The organism is [Mycobacterium] manitobense (genome assembly GCF_025821665.1).
GTDB classification, from domain to species: domain Bacteria; phylum Actinomycetota; class Actinomycetes; order Mycobacteriales; family Mycobacteriaceae; genus Mycobacterium; species Mycobacterium arseniciresistens.
This window is the reverse complement of the sequence record NZ_JACKSJ010000145.1, coordinates 54,876-73,497: the sequence shown is the minus strand read 5'-3', so window position 1 is coordinate 73,497 and position 18,622 is coordinate 54,876. Positions and strand designations below refer to the sequence as shown.

General features: G+C 69.4%; 13 protein-coding genes. 7 read left to right on the top strand and 6 right to left on the bottom strand.

The features are described from left to right. Positions 1–123 precede the first annotated feature (123 nt). Complete coding sequence (locus H7I41_RS17410; protein WP_264013851.1) at positions 124–2,937, top strand: aconitate hydratase; 2,814 nt, start codon at positions 124–126, stop codon at positions 2,935–2,937. A 35-nt stretch (positions 2,938–2,972) separates the two neighbouring features. Continuing rightward, the gene (locus H7I41_RS17405; RefSeq protein ID WP_264013850.1) at positions 2,973–3,539 is read left to right on the top strand and encodes a TetR/AcrR family transcriptional regulator; all 567 of its coding nucleotides are present in this window, start codon (positions 2,973–2,975) and stop codon (positions 3,537–3,539) included. Here H7I41_RS17405 and H7I41_RS17400 read toward each other — a convergent pair. Both H7I41_RS17400 and H7I41_RS17395 read right to left on the bottom strand, forming a co-directional pair. Continuing rightward, a complete protein-coding gene (locus H7I41_RS17400) occupies positions 3,532–3,726 on the bottom strand; it encodes a helix-turn-helix domain-containing protein (RefSeq protein WP_264013849.1) in 195 nt (64 codons plus the stop codon). The genes H7I41_RS17405 and H7I41_RS17400 overlap by 8 nt on opposite strands. 104 nt (positions 3,727–3,830) lie before the next feature. After that, positions 3,831–5,459 carry an ABC-F family ATP-binding cassette domain-containing protein gene (locus H7I41_RS17395; RefSeq protein ID WP_264013848.1) on the bottom strand — a complete coding sequence of 543 codons (1,629 nt, stop codon included), beginning with the start codon at positions 5,457–5,459 and terminating at the stop codon, positions 3,831–3,833. 201 nt (positions 5,460–5,660) lie between these two features. Here H7I41_RS17395 and H7I41_RS17390 point away from each other — a divergent pair, with 201 nt between their 5' ends. The 4 genes from H7I41_RS17390 to H7I41_RS17375 are packed head-to-tail and all read left to right on the top strand — an operon-like array spanning position 5,661 to position 9,865. Further along, positions 5,661–7,391, top strand: a complete 1,731-nt coding sequence (locus H7I41_RS17390; RefSeq protein WP_264013847.1) for an AMP-binding protein — start codon at positions 5,661–5,663, stop codon at positions 7,389–7,391. Positions 7,392–7,398: 7 nt separating this feature from the next. After that, a complete protein-coding gene (locus tag H7I41_RS17385; RefSeq protein WP_264013846.1) occupies positions 7,399–8,328 on the top strand; it encodes an efflux ABC transporter ATPase subunit, DrrA-related in 930 nt (309 codons plus the stop codon). After that, a complete protein-coding gene (locus tag H7I41_RS17380) occupies positions 8,325–9,065 on the top strand; it encodes an ABC transporter permease (protein ID WP_264013845.1) in 741 nt (246 codons plus the stop codon). Before H7I41_RS17385 ends, H7I41_RS17380 begins: the two co-directional genes overlap by 4 nt. Next, entirely contained in the window at positions 9,062–9,865 is an 804-nt protein-coding gene (locus tag H7I41_RS17375) for an ABC transporter permease (RefSeq protein ID WP_264013844.1), read from the top strand. The genes H7I41_RS17380 and H7I41_RS17375 overlap by 4 nt, the downstream gene beginning before the upstream one ends. Here the strand turns inward: H7I41_RS17375 and H7I41_RS17370 are convergent. Then, complete coding sequence (locus tag H7I41_RS17370; RefSeq protein ID WP_264013843.1) at positions 9,862–13,038, bottom strand: MMPL/RND family transporter; 3,177 nt, start codon at positions 13,036–13,038, stop codon at positions 9,862–9,864. The genes H7I41_RS17375 and H7I41_RS17370 overlap by 4 nt on opposite strands. Positions 13,039–13,161: 123 nt before the next feature. On the opposite strand from H7I41_RS17370, the gene H7I41_RS17365 reads away from it, so the two are divergent. Further along, on the top strand, positions 13,162–14,430 hold the full coding sequence (locus H7I41_RS17365; protein WP_264013842.1) for a glycosyltransferase: 1,269 nt from the start codon (positions 13,162–13,164) through the stop codon (positions 14,428–14,430). Here H7I41_RS17365 and H7I41_RS17360 read toward each other — a convergent pair. From H7I41_RS17360 to H7I41_RS17350, 3 genes are read right to left on the bottom strand one after another with little or no spacing between them, the layout of a single operon-like run. After that, complete coding sequence (locus H7I41_RS17360) at positions 14,405–15,736, bottom strand: hypothetical protein (protein WP_264013841.1); 1,332 nt, start codon at positions 15,734–15,736, stop codon at positions 14,405–14,407. The genes H7I41_RS17365 and H7I41_RS17360 overlap by 26 nt on opposite strands. Beyond that, entirely contained in the window at positions 15,737–17,137 is a 1,401-nt protein-coding gene (locus tag H7I41_RS17355) for a hypothetical protein (RefSeq protein ID WP_264013840.1), read from the bottom strand. Positions 17,138–17,139: 2 nt separating this feature from the next. After that, entirely contained in the window at positions 17,140–18,621 is a 1,482-nt protein-coding gene (locus H7I41_RS17350; protein WP_264013839.1) for a condensation domain-containing protein, read from the bottom strand. Between the last annotated feature and the right edge of the window lies 1 nt (position 18,622).

The following is an 18,622-nucleotide window of genomic DNA, read 5'->3' as shown; positions in this document are numbered from 1 at the left end:
GCGCCACCGGGGGCGACAAGACTGGGTGACACCCCCTTGGGTTCTTTGCAGGACAAGCGTACTGTTAGAATCGAAACGCCGCCGACACAGCCCGTCGCGGCACGTTGACAGCCGGGAGTTGAAGTGAGCAGCAAGGATTCGGAGAATTCGTTCGGAGCCCGCGACACGCTGAAAGTCGGGGACAAAAACTACGAGATCTACCGCCTCGACGCGGTGGAGGGCACCGACAAGCTGCCCTACAGCCTCAAGGTGCTCGCGGAGAACCTGCTGCGCACCGAGGACGGCACGAACATCACCAAGGACCACATCGAGGCGATCGCGAAGTGGGACCCGGAGGCCGATCCCAGCATCGAGATCCAGTTCACCCCGGCGCGCGTCATCATGCAGGACTTCACCGGCGTGCCCTGCATCGTCGACCTGGCCACCATGCGCGAGGCCGTCGGCGACCTGGGCGGCGACCCCCAGCAGGTCAATCCGCTGGCGCCGGCCGACCTGGTGATCGACCACTCGGTGATCGCCGACCTGTTCGGCACCGCGAACGCCTTCGAGCGCAACGTGGAGATCGAGTACGAGCGCAACGGCGAGCGCTACCAGTTCCTGCGCTGGGGGCAGGGCGCCTTCGACGACTTCAAGGTCGTCCCGCCCGGCACCGGCATCGTCCACCAGGTCAACATCGAGTACCTGGCGAGTGTCGTCATGGAGCGTGACGGGGTGGCCTACCCCGACACCTGCGTGGGCACCGACAGCCACACCACGATGGAGAACGGCGTCGGCGTGCTGGGCTGGGGCGTCGGCGGCATCGAGGCCGAGGCCGCGATGCTGGGCCAGCCGGTGTCGATGCTCATCCCCCGCGTCGTCGGATTCAAGCTGTCCGGCGAGCGTCGCCCCGGCGTGACGGCCACCGACGTGGTGCTCACGGTCACCGAGATGCTGCGCAAGCACGGCGTGGTCGGCAAGTTCGTCGAGTTCTACGGCGAGGGCGTCGCCGAGGTGCCGCTGGCCAACCGGGCCACGCTGGGCAACATGAGCCCTGAGTTCGGTTCCACCGCAGCGATTTTCCCGATCGACGAGGTGACCATCGATTACCTGCGGATGACCGGTCGCAGCGAGGAGAAGCTGGCACTGGTCGAGGCTTACGCCAAAGAGCAGGGCATGTGGCACGACCCGTCGCGCGAGCCGAAGTTCTCCGAATACCTGGAGCTCGACCTGGCCGACGTGGTGCCCTCGATCGCCGGGCCGAAGCGCCCGCAGGACCGCATCGCCCTCGACGACGCGAAGTCGGCGTTCCGCAAGGACATCCACAACTACGTGGAGAACGGCAACTCCGCCGCGCACTCCAACATCGACGAGGCGGTCGAGGAGACGTTCCCGGGCAGCGACCCCGTGTCGCTGTCGTTCGCCGAAGAGGACGCCGTCGACGTGGTCTCCGCGGCCAACGGCGCCGAGGGCAGGCCGACCAACCCGATCACCGTGAAGTCCGACGAGCTCGGCGAATTCGTCCTCGACCACGGCGCGGTGGTGATCGCGGCGATCACCTCGTGCACCAACACCTCGAACCCCGAGGTGATGATCGGGGCGGCACTGCTGGCCAAGAACGCCGTCGACAAGGGCCTGACGTCCAAGCCGTGGGTGAAGACCACCATGGCTCCCGGCTCGCAGGTGGTCACCGACTACTACGACAAGGCCGGCCTGTGGCCCTACCTGGAGAAGCTGGGCTTCTTCCTGGTCGGGTACGGCTGCACCACGTGCATCGGCAACTCGGGCCCGCTGCCCGAGGAGACCAGCAAGGCCATCAACGACAATGACCTCTCGGTCACCGCGGTGCTGTCCGGCAACCGCAACTTCGAGGGCCGCATCAATCCCGACGTGAAGATGAACTACCTCGCGTCACCGCCGCTGGTTATCGCCTACGCGCTTGCGGGCACCATGGACTTCGACTTCGAGTCCGAGGCCCTCGGCAAGGACGACGACGGCAACGAGGTGTTCCTCAAGGACATCTGGCCGTCGCAGCAGGACATCACCGACACCATCGCCTCGGCGATCAACACCGAGATGTTCGTCAAGAACTACGCCGACGTGTTCAAGGGCGACGAGCGGTGGCGCAACCTGCCCACCCCCAGCGGTGACACGTTCGACTGGGATCAGGATTCGACGTACGTGCGCAAGCCTCCGTACTTCGACGGGATGCCCGCCGAGCCCGAGCCGGTCACCGACATCAGCGGCGCCCGTGTCCTCGCGCTGCTGGGTGACTCGGTGACCACCGACCACATCTCGCCGGCGGGCAGCATCAAGCCCGGCACCCCTGCGGCGCAGTACCTCGACGAACACGGCGTGGACAAGAAGGACTACAACTCCTACGGGTCGCGCCGCGGCAACCACGAGGTGATGATCCGCGGCACCTTCGCCAACATCCGGCTGAAGAACCAGTTGCTCGACGATGTGTCGGGCGGCTACACCCGCGACTTCACCCAGGATGACGCGCCGCAGGCGTTCATCTACGACGCCGCGCAGAACTACGCGGAGCAGGGCACTCCCCTGGTCGTGCTGGGCGGCAAGGAGTACGGGTCGGGGTCGTCGCGGGACTGGGCGGCCAAGGGCACCTCGCTGCTCGGGGTGCGCGCGGTGATCGTCGAGTCCTTCGAGCGCATCCACCGGTCGAACCTGATCGGCATGGGCGTGATCCCGCTGCAGTTCCCGGAGGGCGAATCGGCGGCGTCGCTGAAGCTGGACGGCACCGAGACCTTCGACATCACCGGGATCGAGGACCTCAACGAGGGCAAGACGCCCAAGACCGTGCACGTCAAGGCCACCAAGGACGGTGGCGATCCGATCGAGTTCGACGCCGTGGTGCGCATCGACACCCCCGGGGAGGCGGACTACTACCGCAACGGCGGCATCCTGCAGTACGTGCTGCGCAACATGCTGCGGTCCAAGTAGCACGTGCCGGCGAGCGCTGCACGAGGAGTTGACCCTTGCCGCGGGTAACCGACGACCATCTGGCGGCACGCCGCCGCCAGATCCTCGACGGCGCTCGACGGTGCTTCGCCGAGAACGGATACGAGAACGCGACCGTGCGGCGGCTCGAACAAACCATCGGGCTGTCGCGCGGCGCGATCTTCCATCACTTCCGGGACAAGGACACGCTGTTCTTCGAACTGGCCCGTGAGGATGCCGAGCGGATGGCCGAGGTGGCCTCGCGCGAAGGCCTCATCCAGGTGATGCGCGACTTACTGGCGGCGCCCGAACAATTCGACTGGCTGGCCACCCGGCTGGAGATCGCCCGCAAACTCCGCAACGATCCGGCGTTCCACCGCGGCTGGTCGGAGCGGTCCGCCGAGTTGACGACCGCGATCACCGCCCGGCTGCGCCGTCAGAAGCAGGCCGGGCGGTTGCGCGACGACGTTCCCAGCGAGGTGCTGCACATGTACCTGGATCTGGTGCTCGACGGCATCGTCGCGCGTCTCGCCTCCGGTGACGATCCGGAGAAACTCAGTGCGGTCCTCGACCTCGTCGAGGCGTCCGTCCGCCAGGTCAACTAGCCCGGCGGGTCCGGTGATTCGGCCCGCCCCTGCTGCGCATGGTGACCCCCGCCTCGCGCAGCATGCTGTGCACCGACCCGTAGGACCGGCCCGTGGTGGCCACCAGAGAGCGAATGCTCGCTCCGCTCTCGTAAGCCCTCCGAAGTTCCGTCAGCAACTGCTCCCGGGACTTGTTGGCATCTTTCATCGACATCTCCCCGCCGTATCTGCCCCGACTGTCCCGACGAGTACCCAGGTTAGGAACTGTCAACCAAGCGGCGGGGCAAATTCCACAAAGGGTTCGCTTTCTGGCTACGCCAGTTCGATGAGATCGCGGTACTCGTCGGACCAGAAGTCCTCGGTGCCGTCGGGCAGCAGCACCACCCGCTGCGGGTCGAGTGCTTCGGCCGCTCCCGGATCGTGGGTGACGAGGACAACTGCACCCTGATAGCTGCGCAGCGCGTCGAGAACCTGCTCTCGAGACGCCGGATCGAGGTTGTTGGTCGGCTCGTCGAGCAGCAGCACGTTGGCCGTCGACGCCACCAACCCGGCCAGCGCCAGGCGGGTCTTCTCACCGCCGGACAGGGTGCCCGCGAACTGATCGAGCTGCGGACCGGTGAACATGAACGCCCCGAGCAGGCTGCGCAGATCCTGCTCGCCGGTGTCGGGTGCGGCGTGGCGGATGTTCTCCCACACCGTGGCGTTGCCGTCGATGGTGTCGTGCTCCTGGGCGAAGTACCCCATCCGCAGACCGTGACCGGGTTCGATGGCGCCGGCGTCGGCCTTCTCCACCCCGGCCAGGATCCGCAGCAGTGTCGTCTTGCCCGCACCGTTGAGTCCGAGTACGACGACGCGCGAGCCCTTGTCGATCGCCAGGTCGACACCGGTGAAGATCTCCAGCGAGCCGTAGGTCTTGGTGAGACCCTTGGCCACCAACGGCGTCCGGCCGCAGACCGCAGGCGTCGGGAACCGGATCTTGGCGACCTTGTCGGCAACCCGCTCATCGTCGAGCTCGGCGATCATCCGCTCGGCGCGCCGCAACATGTTCTGTGCGGCAACGGCTTTGGTGGCCTTGGCGCCCATCTTGGCGGCCTGGGTGCGCAGCGCGGACGCCTTCTTCTCGGCGTTCGCCCGTTCCCGGCGCCGGCGTTGCTCGTCGGTCGCGCGGGCGTCGAGGTACTTCTGCCAGCCCATGTTGTAGACGTCGGCCTCGCCACGTACGGCGTCGAGGAACCACACCCGGTTGACGACGTCGGCCAGCAGGTCCACGTCGTGGCTGATCACCACCAGCCCGCCGGCATGGTTCTGCAGGAAGCTGCGCAACCAGCCGATCGAGTCGGCGTCGAGGTGGTTGGTCGGCTCGTCGAGCAGCAGGGTGGTGTCCGAACCCGACCCCGTGTCCGACGCGGCGAACAGGATGCGGGCCAGTTCCACGCGACGGCGCTGGCCGCCGGACAGCGTCCGCAGCGGTTGGGTGAGGATGCGCTCGGGCAGACCGAGGCTGGCGCAAATCCGGCCCGCCTCGCTCTCGGCGGCGTAGCCGCCCAGCGCGGCGAACCGCTCCTCGAGCACGCCGTAGCGGCGTACCGCCTTGTCCCGGGTGGCGTCGTCGGCGACCTCGGCCATCAGGACCTGTTGCTTCTCCAGCTCGGACAGCAAGGTGTCCAGTCCGCGCGCCGAGAGCACCCGGTCGCGCGCCAGCATGTCGAGGTCGCCCTCGCGCGGATCCTGGGGCAGGTAGCCGACCTCGCCGCTGCGGACGACGGAACCGGCGTACGGCTCGCCCTCCCCGGCCAGGATGCGCATGGTGGTGGTCTTGCCTGCGCCGTTGCGGCCGACCAGGCCGATCCGGTCGCCGGGCTGGATCCGCAGCGCGGATCCTTCGATGGAGAGCAGGGTGCGCGCCCCGGCGCGGACCTCGAGGTCCGTTGCGGTGATCACGGCTGCTCCTAAGCGGGGTTCGCTGACATGGCGGGGTGCACACGAATCATCGTGAGCCCGTCAAGGGTAGTCGCAGGCGCGCCGGGGACGCCAACCGTTTGCCCGCGTCACACCGCCCGAGGGACGCGGTCGGCGGGCGCAGAACCTAGCCTAAACTTTGCAAACGCGAATATTTCGAGCGCGTTCACGGAGGGGGAACATGTGATCGAGTCGTCCATCCCTGCTGTCCTGAGGGAGCGCGCGAGCCTGCAACCCCACGACGTCGCCTTCACCTATCTGGACTTCGACAAGGACCCTGAAGGCGTTCCGGACAGCGTGACATGGGCGGGACTCCATCGCCGGACGGTCAACCTCGCCGACCAGCTCCGGGCCTGCGCGGAGGTCGGCGACCGTGTGGTGATCACCGCCCCGCAGGGCATGGAGTACGTGACCGGCTTCCTCGCCGCGCTCGAGGCGAACCTGATCGCGGTCCCGCTGTCGCCGCCGATGCCGTCGGCCGCAGGCGACGAACGCGTGAAGGCCGTCCTCGCCGACGCGCGACCCCGGATCATCCTGACGACCTCGACTGCCGTCGACGGGGTCCGGCAGTGCGTGAAGGACATCGACGGCCCGGAGCCGACGATCATCGAGCTGGACACCATCGACCTGGACGCCAGGCGGCGCCCGGATCGTCGCCGCGAGGCTCGTCCGGAGGTGGCGTACCTGCAGTACACCTCGGGCTCGACCCGCACCCCCGCAGGTGTGATCGTGTCGCACGGCAATCTGTCCACCAACTTCGAGCAGATGACCACGTACTTCTTCGCCCACCACGGCGGGGTCGCACCGGCGGGCACCACCGTCGTGTCGTGGCTGCCCTTCTATCACGACATGGGCCTGCTGCTCGGCATCTGCACACCCATCCTCGGCGGCTGGGAGACCGTGTTCACCAGCCCCGTCGCGTTCCTCACCCGGCCCGCCCGCTGGATGCAGCAGCTCGGCAGCCACCAGCGCGCGCTCAGCGCCGCTCCGAACTTCGCCTTCGACCTGGCCGCCGCCCGCACCACCGACGCCGACCTCGCCGGCGCCGACCTGACCGACGTGCTGGCCATCATGAGTGGGGCCGAACGGGTCCACCCCGCCACGGTCGACCGGTTCACCCGGCGGTTCGCCCAGCACGGGTTGCCGGACAACGTGATCCGGCCGTCCTACGGCCTGGCCGAGGCGACGCTGTACGTGGCGACCGACGCCCCGGGCGCTCCGCCGACCGTCGTCGCGTTCGACGCCGACAAGCTGTCCGACGGCATCGCCGAACGCAGCCCGGCCGGCACCCGCCTGATCAGTTACGGCACCCCCGACTCGCCGGCGGTGCGCATCGTCGACCCGGAGTCCGCACGCGAGTGCGAAGCGGGCGCCGTCGGCGAGATCTGGACGCGCGGCGAGAACGTCTGCCTGGGCTACTGGAACAAGCCCGACGCGACCGCACACACCTTCGGCGGCCGGATCGAGCAGCCGAGCGCGGGCACGCCGGCCGAGGGGTGGCTGCGCACCGGGGACCTCGGCTTCATCTCCGAAGGCGAACTGTTCATCGTCGGCCGCCTCAAGGACCTGCTGATCGTGCGCGGGCGCAACCACTACCCCGATGACATCGAAGCCACCGTGAGCGCCGTCTCGGGTGGCCGGGTCGCGGCGATTGCGGTGGAGCAGAACGGGACCGAGCAGCTGGTGATCGTGGCGGAGGTGAAGGACCCGGGCGGCGCCGCCGAGGCGCAACAGCGGCTCGATTCGGTGGTGAACGAGGTGACCGCCGCCGTCGCGAACACCCACGGCCTCACCGTCGCCGACCTGGTGCCGGTGTCGCGGGGCTCGCTGCCGACCACGACGAGCGGGAAGATCCGCAGGCAGAAGTGTGCCGAGCAGTACCTCGGCAACGGCCTGGCCCGCATCGGAGGCTGAGCACCCGATGATCGAGTGCAGCGGCCTGACCAAGACCTATCCCGGCTTGACCGCGCTGGAGGACGTCAGCTTCTCGGTGCCGACCGGTTCGGTGCTGGCGCTGCTCGGCCACAACGGTGCCGGCAAGACGACGACCGTCCAGATCCTGTCGACGTTGGTCTCGCCGACATCGGGGCACGCACGGGTGGCCGGCTACGACGTCGTCGAACAGGCCGCGCAGGTGCGCGAGAGCATCGGGGTGACCGGCCAGGACGCCTGCCTCGATCTGCTGCTGACCGGGCGGGAGAACCTCACCCTGTTCGGCCGGCTGCAGGGGCTGCGGCGCAGGGCCGCGCTGCTGCGGGCCGACGAACTCATCGACCAGTTCGACCTCGAGTCGGCGGCCGACCGTCCCGTGCAGACCTATTCGGGCGGGATGCGCCGCCGCATCGACATCGCCGCGGCGCTGGTGGTGCCGCCGAAGGTGCTCTTCCTCGACGAACCCACCACCGGGCTCGACCCGCGCAGCCGCAGGCAGGTGTGGACGCTGGTGTCGTCGCTGGCCGCGCAGGACGTCACGGTGCTGCTGACCACGCAGTACCTCGAAGAGGCCGATGTGCTCAGTGACGCCATCGTGATCCTCGACTCGGGGCGGGTGGTCGCCCGCGGCACCGCCGAGGAGTTGAAGCAGCGGGCCGGTGGCAGCTACTGCCAGGTCACCCTCGTGCACGCCGCCGACATGGCACGCGTGTGCGCCGTGCTGGGCGACATCGACGAGATCGACACCGACGAGGACGCCAACACCGTCTCGGTCCGCGCGCTCGGCGGCGTCGCGACGTTGAGCGAGGTGTGCCGCCGCACCGACGAGCTGCGCGTGGAGCTGATCGACATCTCCCTGCGCAAGCCGACGCTCGATGAGGTCTTCCTGCACATGACCCGGGCGGCGCTGAGCCGATGACGGCGATCGCCGCGCTGACCGAGCGGACCGTCCAGGTCGCGGTTCGCGACTTCGACCTGGCGCTGGGTGTTCTCGCGCCGGTGGTGACGCTGTTGGGACTCAACGTGGCGCTGCAGCACGTGATCGACACCGGCGACATGAGTTACGCCACCTACGTGCTGCCCGCCGTCATCCTGCAGGCCATGCTCCTCGGCGCCGTCACGACCGCCGACCGGGCGGCCTGGGAACAGGCATCGGGGTTCTCGACGCGGCTCCGCACCCAGCCGATCACCGTGCTGGCCCCGATGATCGCCAGGATGAACTACTGCATGATCCGCGGTGTGCTGGCGCTCGCCGCGGCGATGGCGACCGCGTTCGCGCTGGGCTTCCGGTTCACCGGCGGTCCCGGCCCGGCGGTCGCGTTCCTGCTGTGCCCCCTGGTGCTGACGCTGGCGCTGTCGCTGGGCGCCGATGCGGCCGGGACATGGATGCGCCGCCCGGGAGCCGGTCAGCTGCTGCTGGTCCCGCAGCTGGTGCTGGTGCTGGTGTCCACGGGTCTGGCGCCCGCCGAGTCGTTCCCCGGCTGGGTGCGGCCGTTCGTTGTGCACCAGCCCGTGTCCCAGATCACCGACACCATGCGCGGCCTGGCCGGCGGCGACGTCGGCACGGGCGGTCTGGCGCTCACCGCGGCGTGGTGCCTCGGCCTGCTGGTGACACTCGGCGCGATCGCGGTGCGCATGCAGCGGAGGCCGCGGTGAGCAGTCCGACGGCCACCGGCCACCGCATCTCGTTCCCGATGGCGACGGTGATCGTCGCCGGGCGCATGCTGACGCACTGGCGGCGCCACCCGATGGTCCCGCTGCAGTCGCTGCTGCTGCCCACCGTGTTGTTGCTCATCTACTACCTGGTGGTCAGCACGTCGATGGTGCGCCTGACCGGTGGCGACAACCTGACCGCCCTGGTACCGATGTGCACCGTGGCCGGCGCGATGATGGGCGCGGTCGGGGCGGGTCTGCAGCTGCCGTACGAACGGGACAGCGGCCTGCTGAGCCGCTTCTGGGTGCTGCCGGTCGACCGGCGCAGCTTCGTGGCGGGCAGCGTGCTCGCCGAGGCCGTCCGGACCCTCGGTGCGGGCAGCGTCATCCTGCTGGTCGGGCTCCTGCTCGGACTGCGGTTCCAGGGCAGCTGGCTGGCGGTGGTCCCGTTCCTGCTCATCCCGGTGCTCGTGGTCGCCGTCTTCGCCACCCTGGTGATCGCCGTCGCGGTGCGGTCCCGCAGCACCGCTCTGCTCACCGTGCTCGGTGCGGCGTCCATCGGCATGGCGTTCTGCACCGGCGGCGTGGCGCCCATCGAGCTGTTCCCCGAGTGGTTGCAGCCCGCGCTGCGGGTGCAGCCGCTGACCCCCGTCGTGGAGTCGATGCGCGCGCTGGCCGAGGGCGAGCCTGCCGGCGCCTCGTTCCTCGCGGCCGTTGCCTGGCTCGTCGTGCTCCTGGCGGTGTTCGGTCCGCTGGCGGTCCGGCGCTACCGCGCGGCCGCGGAGTCCGGCGGCCCGGCTTAGGGCCTGCCGGTCCAGGCTTCGGCCACCCGGTCGGCCGCCTGGGCGGCGACCGCGAATTCGCAGTCGCCACAGTCGTCGTCGTGCTCGCCGGCCGGATCCGGTCGAGCCGGGGTCGCTGTCGGACGTTTCTTCGGTCGCGGTCTGTGTGATATCTCATGCGGCTTCTCGGTGGGCCGCGCCGACGGCCACCAGTTCGCGTTGCCCACCAGCACACACAACGCGGGAACGGTGACGGTGCGCACCACGAACGTGTCGAGCAGCAGTCCGACGCCGATCACGAAGCCCATCTGGACGATCGTGGTGATGCTGCTGACGGTCAGAGCCAGCATCGACGCGGCGAAGATCAGGCCGGCAGAGGTGATGACGCCGCCGGTCGCGCCGACGGTGCGGATCACCCCTGAGCGCACCCCGCGCCACGACTCGTCACGGATCCGGGATATCAGCAACAGGTTGTAGTCGGCGCCCACCGCGACGAGCACCAGGAACGCCAGACCCGGGATGCTCCAGTGCAATTCCTGGCCGAGGATGAACTGGAACAGCACGACGCCGATGCCGAGCGCGGAGGCGTAGGACAGGATCACCGTGGCCACCAGGTAGATCGGCGCCACGATCGCCCGCAGCAGCAGCGCGAGGATGAGGAAGACCACGACCAGTGTGACGACCACGATGAAGCGGAAATCGCCGTTGTAGTAGTGCTGCACGTCGCGGTTGACCGGAGAGAACCCCACCATCTCGATGTCGGCCCCGGCCAGCGTCGTGTTCGGGCGTGCGCTCTCGGCCGCGGCGAGGATCTCCGCCACCTGGTCCATCGCCTCGGTTCCGAACGGGTTCAGCGCGGTCTGCACCAGATAGCGCGCCGTCCGGCCGTCCTCGGAGACGAAGAGCTTGGCGGCCTTCTCGAACTCGGCCTGGGTGAGTACCTCCGGCGGGATGTAGAAACCCGACATCGGCGGTTCCGCCGCGTCGCTGCGCATCGCCAGCAGGAACGACGACGCCTGGTCCAGTCCCCCGCCCATCTGACGGGTCTGGTCGACCAGCAGCCGCACGCCGTCGGCGAGTCTGCGGCTCGAGTCGGCAAGAGTGTTCGCGCCGTTCAGCAGGTCGTTCAGCCGCGTCTCCGCCTCCCCCGGTTCGCCGAGGCCGAGTTCCCGGGCGGCCTGGGTGGCACGGGTCAGGTTCTCGCTGAGGCCCTTCAGCGTCTCGTCGACGGTGTCGGTCCCGCTGGTGGACTCCAGCTGCGCGCTGAGCGCGCCGAGGCTGTCGAGCGCGGCGTCGTTGCGCGCGTCGACGATGCGCCGCAGGTCGTTGCGGGCGGCGACGCACGCGGGATCGACGTTGCACGCAATGCTCCGGTTCAGGCCGTTCACCACGGGCGTCGCCCAGGCGTAGAGGTCGTTCATCCGGGTGACGCTGTCGCGCAGCGAGTCCCCGAGGCCCTGCATGCTGCCCACGAGCGTGGCCGCCTTGTCGATCTCGTCGAGTGTGCTGCCGCCGCCCTCGGTGCTGCCCATCTCGTCCAGCGCGCCGGCCAGTCCGCGGATGCTGCCCAGCGCGCCGACGACGCCGTTGCGCATCTGGTCGAGGACGTCGGCCAGCTGATCGGCGCCGTCGGTGAGGGTGGTGAGGTTGCCGTCGTTGTCGGTGATCGTGGTGGAGGCCTCGCGGAGCTTCCCGCCGACCTCCCCGGCCTGGTAGGTGGCCCGTGCCTGTTCGAGCATCTCGCCCGACGGTCGGGTGATGCCCCGCACCATGTCGATGTCCGGGAGCTGGGCGATCCGTGCGGCCATCTGTTCCATGTCGGCCAGCGCCTGCGGGGTTCGCAGGTCCTGGTCGGGCGACCGGATGAGGATGAACTGCTGCAGCGTCGTGCTGATCGGGAAGTGCTTGGTCATCGCCTCGTATCCGAGGTTGCTCTCGGCGTCGGCGGGCAGGCTCTGCCGGTCGTCGAAGTTGAACTTGGCGAAGGCCGTGCACCCGGCGAACACCATCAGCACCGCCAGGCTGGCAGTCAGGTGGATGACCGGCTTGCGGACGATCTGCACCCCGGTCCGCCGCCAGAACCGCCGGGTGCGGTCATCGCGCCGCGGCTTGACCCAGCCCCGCCTGCCGGCGAGCACGATCTGCGCGGGCAACAGCGTGATCGACGCCAGGAACCCGATCGCGATGGTGACGGCCAGCGCCGGTCCCACGGTCCAGAAGACACCGAGCGTGGCGAAGGAGAGTGCGAGGAAGGTCAGCGCGACCGTCCCGGCCGAACCGGCGATCACCTCGCCGATCGACCGGAGCGCCTCGACCAGCGCGTCGTCGGACTCCATGCCCGACCTGACCAGCTCCTGGTACCGGCTGAACAGGAACACCGCGTAGTCGATGCCCGCGCCCATGATCATCCCGGTCATCAGCACCAGGGTCTGCGGGCCGAGCCCCAGCCCCACCTCGCCGAGCGCGGCGACCACCTGCTGGGCCACCACCAGCGAGACGCCGATGGTGAGCACCGGCATCAGCATCGCCACCAGGTTGCGATACACCAGCGTCAGGATGATCAGGATGGTGACCACCGTCGAGATCTCGATGACCACCTGGTCACGCGCGCCGATCGCGTTGATGTCGTCGAGCGTCGCGGCGGCCCCGACGACGTTCGCGGTCAGGGTGGTCCCGGCGGTGGTCTCCTTGACGAGCGCGATGACCTCGCGGTAGGCCTCCTGACCCGACGGGGTGCCCATCGTGCCGGACAGGCTGATCGGCAGATTCCAGGCCTTGCCGTCCTCGCTGGTCATCACCTGGCGCAGTTCGGGCGTCTCCAGAAAGTCCTGCGTGGACTCGACCCAGGGGGTGTCCGCCTTGAGCTTCGCGACGAGGTCGGCGTAAACGGCCTCGTCGGCCTGCGTCAGGCCGCTCTCGTTGCTCAGCACCACCACGGCGACGTTGCCCGACCCGGCCTCGCCGAAGGCCTCCTGCATCTTCTCGCCGGCGATGAGGACCGGGGACTGTTCCGGCAGGAAGGGCGGCGGGTTCTTCTGCGCGACGACGGCCAGCGGTGTCACGGTGAGCAGGAACACCACCGCGGTCGCCACCCACGCGACGATCACCAGCACCGGATGACGCACGATCAACCGGCCGAGGGCGGGCAGGCCGCCGTGTTCGAACACGCCTCGAGAAGGGGCGCGCAAGAACATTTCACAACGCTACATGGGACGGGCTGCGACCGGTGCGCCCCGGTGACTTTCGGCTGGAGGCTGACCACCCACCGCGGTGGATCGCGTGATGTAATCGGCTGTGCTCGTTGGACGCGCAGCCCGATGAGAATCGCAATCGCGGTCCACGGGACCCGTGGCGACGTGGAGCCCTGCGCGGCCGTCGCACTCGAACTGCAACGCCGGGGACATCAGGTGCGAATCGCGGTGCCGCCCAACCTCGTCGGGTTCGTCGCAGCAACCGGACTCGACGTTGCGGTGCCCTACGGTGTGGACTCACAGCAACAACTCGAGGCCGAGATCTTCCGCGAATCATGGGGTCTGCGCAACCCGCTGACGGCGCTGCGCCAGCTCAGGGAGTACATGTCCGAGGGCTGGTCCGAAATGAGCGATGCCCTGGTTGATTTGGCGCATGACGCCGATCTCCTGCTGACCGGAACCACCTACGAGGACGTGGCCGCGAACGTCGCGGAACACCTCGGCATACCCCTTGCGGCGTTGCACTACTTCCCTTTCCGGGCGAACACCCAGATCATTCCGGTCCGGTTGCCCGGCCGGCTGGTGCACGCCGTGTGGCCGGCCGCGGAGTCGCTGCACTGGCGGCTGGTGAAACCCGCCGAGGACGCCCAGCGCCGGGCCCTCGGCCTGCCCGCGACCCGGGTGCGCCCGATCCGCAGGATCATCGAGCGCGGCGCGGTCGAGATCCAGGCCTACGACCCGCTGTTCTTCCCCGGCCTGGCCGAGGAGTGGGCCGGGATCCGCCCGGTGATCGGCGGACTGACACTGGAACTCGGAACCGATGTCGACGCCGCCACATCGTCGTGGATCGACGCCGGGACGCCGCCGATCTACTTCGGTTTCGGCAGCATGCCGGTCGAATCGCCGGCGGATGCGCTGGCCATGATCACCCGGGTGTGTGCCGACCTCGGTGAGCGCGCGCTGGTGTGCTCGGGGGTCTGGGATCTGCGCGCCGCAACTGCCGATCACGTCAAGGTGGTGCCGACGGTCAAGCACGCAGCCGTGTTCCCGAAGTGCCGCGCCGTCGTCCATCACGGTGGTGCGGGCACGACGGCGGCAGGCCTGCGCGCCGGTGCCCCGACGATGATCCTGTGGATCGGGGCCGAGCAGCCGATCTGGGCGGCACAGGTGAAACGCCTGGGAGTCGGTACGGCTCAGCGCTTCTCGAAGGTCACCACGGACTCGTTGCGCGAAGGTCTGCGCGCCACGCTGACGCCTCGCCACGCGGCCAACGCGCGTGACTTCGCGGCCCGGATGACCACGCCGGCTCAGAGCGTCGCCACGGCAGCCGATCTCCTCGAGGCGGCCGCGGATCGCCGTGACACACCGGTCAGACGACCACCCCGGCGAGCCTGAACTCGCCGAGCACCTCGGTGGCCAGTGCCGAGAGCCGGGCCTTGGTGTTGACCGCCCCGGGCTGGTAGGCGACCACGCCGATGCTCATCCGGCCGCCTATCCGGCCCGCGACGACCACGAGATGACCACCGGCGCGCTCGATCTCGGCCCTGCGGAGATTCTGGTCCACCGGCCGCAACAGGAAGTACTCGGCGTCGGTGCCGTCGACGCGCGACACCGCCGGATCCAGGTCGCCGACGTTCGAGCACGACACCGGCAGGCCGCCGAACACCGCGGTGCTCATCCCCCGCACCGCCCGTTTCGGGATGAACGGGGTCAGCGGCAGCAGCGCGAACGTCTCGTCGGGCACCTCCCGCAACGTCGCGAGCGCACCGCGGATCGCCGTTCTCGCCGCCGAGAGGTCGGTGCTGACCCCCTTCGGATCGACGTCGACGCGGGCGAATCGCAGTGCGTTGGCCCGGGTGTCGTGCTCGGTGCGGTCGCTGAGCGCGATCAGCAGCGCCACGGTCCCATGTTCGGCGTGGCAGCGCTCGATCCGTGCGGCCAGCACCGCCGCGTATCCGGCCAGCATCGAATAACTGTTGCCACCAAGCTGTTCGGCGGCGCGATCCCAGTCGGCGAGGTCGACGAAGACCGAGATCGCCGGGATGACGACGGTGTCCTCGCCCACCGCATGCTCACCGGCCGGTGACGCCGGGGTCTTCGGGCTGTCGCGGCGGCGCCGCAGGGCCAGTTTCGCGCCGGCGAGCAGAGCGCGGCCCGCAGGCCCCAGCTCCCGCACCGTCAGCGCGACCTCCTTCGCGCGCAGGCGCCGGCGGGTACGGGCATCCGGTGGCGGGTAGTCGAGTTCGCGCACCGCGCCGTCGGCCGCCTGCGCCACCGTCTGCAGCACCCCGACACCGTCGAACAGGCAGTGCGAGCCGACCAGGCTGACCGCGGTCGAGCCGTCGGACATCGGCAGCACGCCGAGGTGCCAGCCGGGGCCCGACTCGGGATCGACCGGCACCTGGGCGCGTTCGTCGATCCAGTCGCTGAGGTCGGAGCGAGGCCGGACGCCGTCGGCGATGGCGAGGTCGGTGGCAGGTCCCGTCGAGCTCACCCACCGGTGCCTGCCGAAGGGCAGGGCCGACCGCTCGATGCGCCGGCCCGCGAGACCGTAGCCGAAGTTCTGGTGGAAGGCCTTCAGCCCGGCGTGGTCCACCGGATGCTCGTAGAGCCAGACCAACTGGGTGAGCTGCGCGCGGCCGGTCGCCTGCTGCGAGAGGAACGTCGCCTGGTCGAGGTAGGCCAGCCGGTGGTCGGTCATCTAGAAGACCACGCCGTCGAGTCCGAATTCGGACAGCGTGTGCTCGACGAGCCGGCGCAGGCCGGCCTTCGAATTCGGCGCACCCGCCTGGTAGCCGACGACGGCGATCGAGATGCGCCCGTTGATCCTGGCGCCGACGACGGTCAGCAGGCCGTGCCGCTGTTCGAGCACCCGCAGCGTGATGTGCTGGTCGACTCCTCGCATGAACACGTATTCGGCGTCCGTGCCGTCGGCGCGGCCGATCTCGGCGGGCAGGTCGCCTAGGTTGGAACACGACACCGGATGGTCGGCGAAGCCGAACGCCGATTCTGCGGCGGCCTTCACCGCCCGCCTCGGCAGGAACGGCACCAGGGGCAGCAGTTGCAGGGCACCGTCCGGCTCGTCACCGAGCGCGGCGAGGGAACGCTTGAGCTCTGCGCGCGCCCGGGACAGGTCGCGCGTGACATCCGACGGGTCGATGCGGACGTTGGCCAGCTTCACCGCGTTGGCGCGCGTGTCATCCAGGTCGGCGCGGTCGTTGATCGGGACGATCAGCGGCACCTTTCCTTCGGCGCCGGTGCGGCCCATGGCTTCGGCGAGTCGCGCCGCGAAGCCTGCGAGCAGCGAATAGGTGTTGCCCCCGAGGGCGCTCGCCCGCGCGTCCCAGTCGGCGATGTCGAGGAAGGCCGTGACGGCCGGTACCGCGACGTGCCGGGTGTTGTCGAGGTGAACGGCACGCTTGGTACGCCGGTCCTTCGGCGCCTTGCCCGCGGTTCTGTTGCGACGGGCCAATTTTCCGGCAGCGGCGAGGGTCCGGCCCACCTCGGGCAGATCCCGGATCAGCTGGCGGGCATCCTGCGCGAGCGCTTCGCGGCGGGTGCGCGATCCCGGTGGCGGATACCCGAAGTCGTACACGTTGCCCGTGGCGGCGCTGAGCACCGTGAGCAGGGCGCCACCGCCGTCGCCGAGGCAGTGGGACCCGACGAGGCTGACCGCCGTGGACCCGTCGGTCATCGGGAGCACGCCGAGGTGCCAGCCCGGTCCCCACTCGGGATCGACCGGCAGCACCGCTCTCTCGTCGATCCAGTCACCGAGTTCAGCACGCGGCCGGGGACTCTCGGCGACGTCGATGCCCGGCGCCACGCCCGGCGACGCCACCCAGCGGTGCCTGCCGAACGGCAGTGCCGAACGCTCGATCCGCCGACCGGCCAGGCCATGACCGAAATTGCGGCCGAACCGCTCGAGGCCGTCGAGATCGACGGGGTGCTCGTAGATCCACACGCACTGCATCACCGCTGCCTGACCCGTGGCCCGCAGCCCGAGATACATCGCCTGATCCAGGTAGGCGAGCCGGTCGTCGCGCTGTGCCGCGCGGCGGCGGGCGGGCGCGGCCACCGTCGCGGCCGCTGCGTCGATCGCCATGGTCAGCCCCCGGCGACCGGCGTCAGTCCGGGACGAGATGTGCTGTGGTGTCGTGTCATCCCATGGCGGTGCGCCGCGGGTGCCGTCGCGCCGTCGCCGTCGGCGACCCGCGCGAACACGCTCTTCATCGCCTGCAGGTACCGCTGCAGCGAGTCCCGCGCGACCGGATTGTCGGGGAACGCGACGGTCACCACGGTCTCCCGGTCGGTGCGGTTCACCCACATCCCGATCTGATCAGCGGATCGGCTGTCGCAGAACAACTTTCCGTTCATCGCCTCCCACTCCGCGATGATGGCCGGGGACAACGGCGGAAGGGCGGCGTCGAGGTAGGACACCATCGCGGCGCCAGGACCCGGCGCGCGCATGCCCAGCGGCCCTGCGGCGAGTTCGAGGATCCGTTCGACGGGTACGTGCGCGAGGTGCGACCCGCTGTCGAAGGACGACTGCGCGCTGCGCGCGGTGTCGGCGAAGGACTGCGCGTCGACCGGCACGGTGATCGGCACCAGGCCGGCGAACCACCCGGTGGTCATGAACTCCGCCGTGGTCCGCCGGGTGGTCACCGGGGTGACGACGTGATAGGTCGGCGCGCCGGTGAACTGGTGGTCGGTCAGGGCGGCGCAGGCGAAGACTCCCCCGCTGAACCGAACGCCGAGGTTGGTGCACACCGCGTCGAAGCGCCGGGTCTGCGCGGCATCGAGCAACTGGACGACCACCATGTCGCCGCCGCACGGGACCGAGAGGTCGCCCAGCGGCAGCGGGAAGCGCGGCAGGATGCCGTCGCCGTCCTCGGCGAACCGGACCCACTCCCGGACCTCGGGTGAATCCAGGGTCAGTGCCGAGGTGTACTCACGCTGGCGCAGGCAGTAGTCGTCGTAGCTGCCCGCGTCCTCCAGGGCGAACGGCGCCCCACCGGTGACCAGCGTCTGGTACATCATGTGGATCTCGACGAGCACCAGGCACATGAACAGCGCGTCGGTGTGGACGTGGTCGACACTGATGTAGAACGTGAAGTGGTTCTTGCGCTGGATGATCCCGAAGTTGACGCAGTCGAACTGCAGCGGATCGGGCGTGCCGAGGATGTGCTCGCGCCACTGCGCGGCCGCCATCTCACCGTGCGCGGTCGGCACGAACTTGAGGTCGCGGGGATTCTGCAGCGTTCGCCGGACGATGCCGCCGTCGGCGGCCATCTCGAACCGGCTGTGATAGGTGTCGTGCCGCCGGACGTAGGCGTTGAGGACGTGCGTCATCGCACGCAGGTCACACTGGCCCGGCATGTCCCACGCCGGGATGTTCAGGCGCGCCATGTCCGCACCGGCGGCTTTCCGCCGCAGGAAGGTCCGGATGTGCTGCTCCTGCTGGTAACTCGGCGGGACCGCACTGATCGGCGCGTTGCCGATCTTGGCCATCGTGGCCGGCGACGGGTGCCAGGACACCACCTCGCCCGGCTCCCCCGCCCAGTCGTGGACGGATCTCAACGCGACCATC

Excerpts from the sequence above, each read along its gene's own strand:
- H7I41_RS17400 (WP_264013849.1), bottom strand. The coding sequence starts at position 3,726 with ATGAAAGATGCCAACAAGTCCCGGGAGCAGTTGCTGACGGAACTTCGG.
- H7I41_RS17385 (WP_264013846.1), top strand. The coding sequence starts at position 7,399 with ATGATCGAGTGCAGCGGCCTGACCAAGACCTATCCCGGCTTGACCGCG.
- H7I41_RS17380 (WP_264013845.1), top strand. The coding sequence starts at position 8,325 with ATGACGGCGATCGCCGCGCTGACCGAGCGGACCGTCCAGGTCGCGGTT.
- H7I41_RS17370 (WP_264013843.1), bottom strand. The coding sequence starts at position 13,038 with ATGTTCTTGCGCGCCCCTTCTCGAGGCGTGTTCGAACACGGCGGCCTG.
- H7I41_RS17365 (WP_264013842.1), top strand. The coding sequence starts at position 13,162 with ATGAGAATCGCAATCGCGGTCCACGGGACCCGTGGCGACGTGGAGCCC.
- H7I41_RS17360 (WP_264013841.1), bottom strand. The coding sequence starts at position 15,736 with ATGACCGACCACCGGCTGGCCTACCTCGACCAGGCGACGTTCCTCTCG.
- H7I41_RS17355 (WP_264013840.1), bottom strand. The coding sequence starts at position 17,137 with ATGGCGATCGACGCAGCGGCCGCGACGGTGGCCGCGCCCGCCCGCCGC.
- H7I41_RS17350 (WP_264013839.1), bottom strand. The coding sequence starts at position 18,621 with ATGGTCGCGTTGAGATCCGTCCACGACTGGGCGGGGGAGCCGGGCGAG.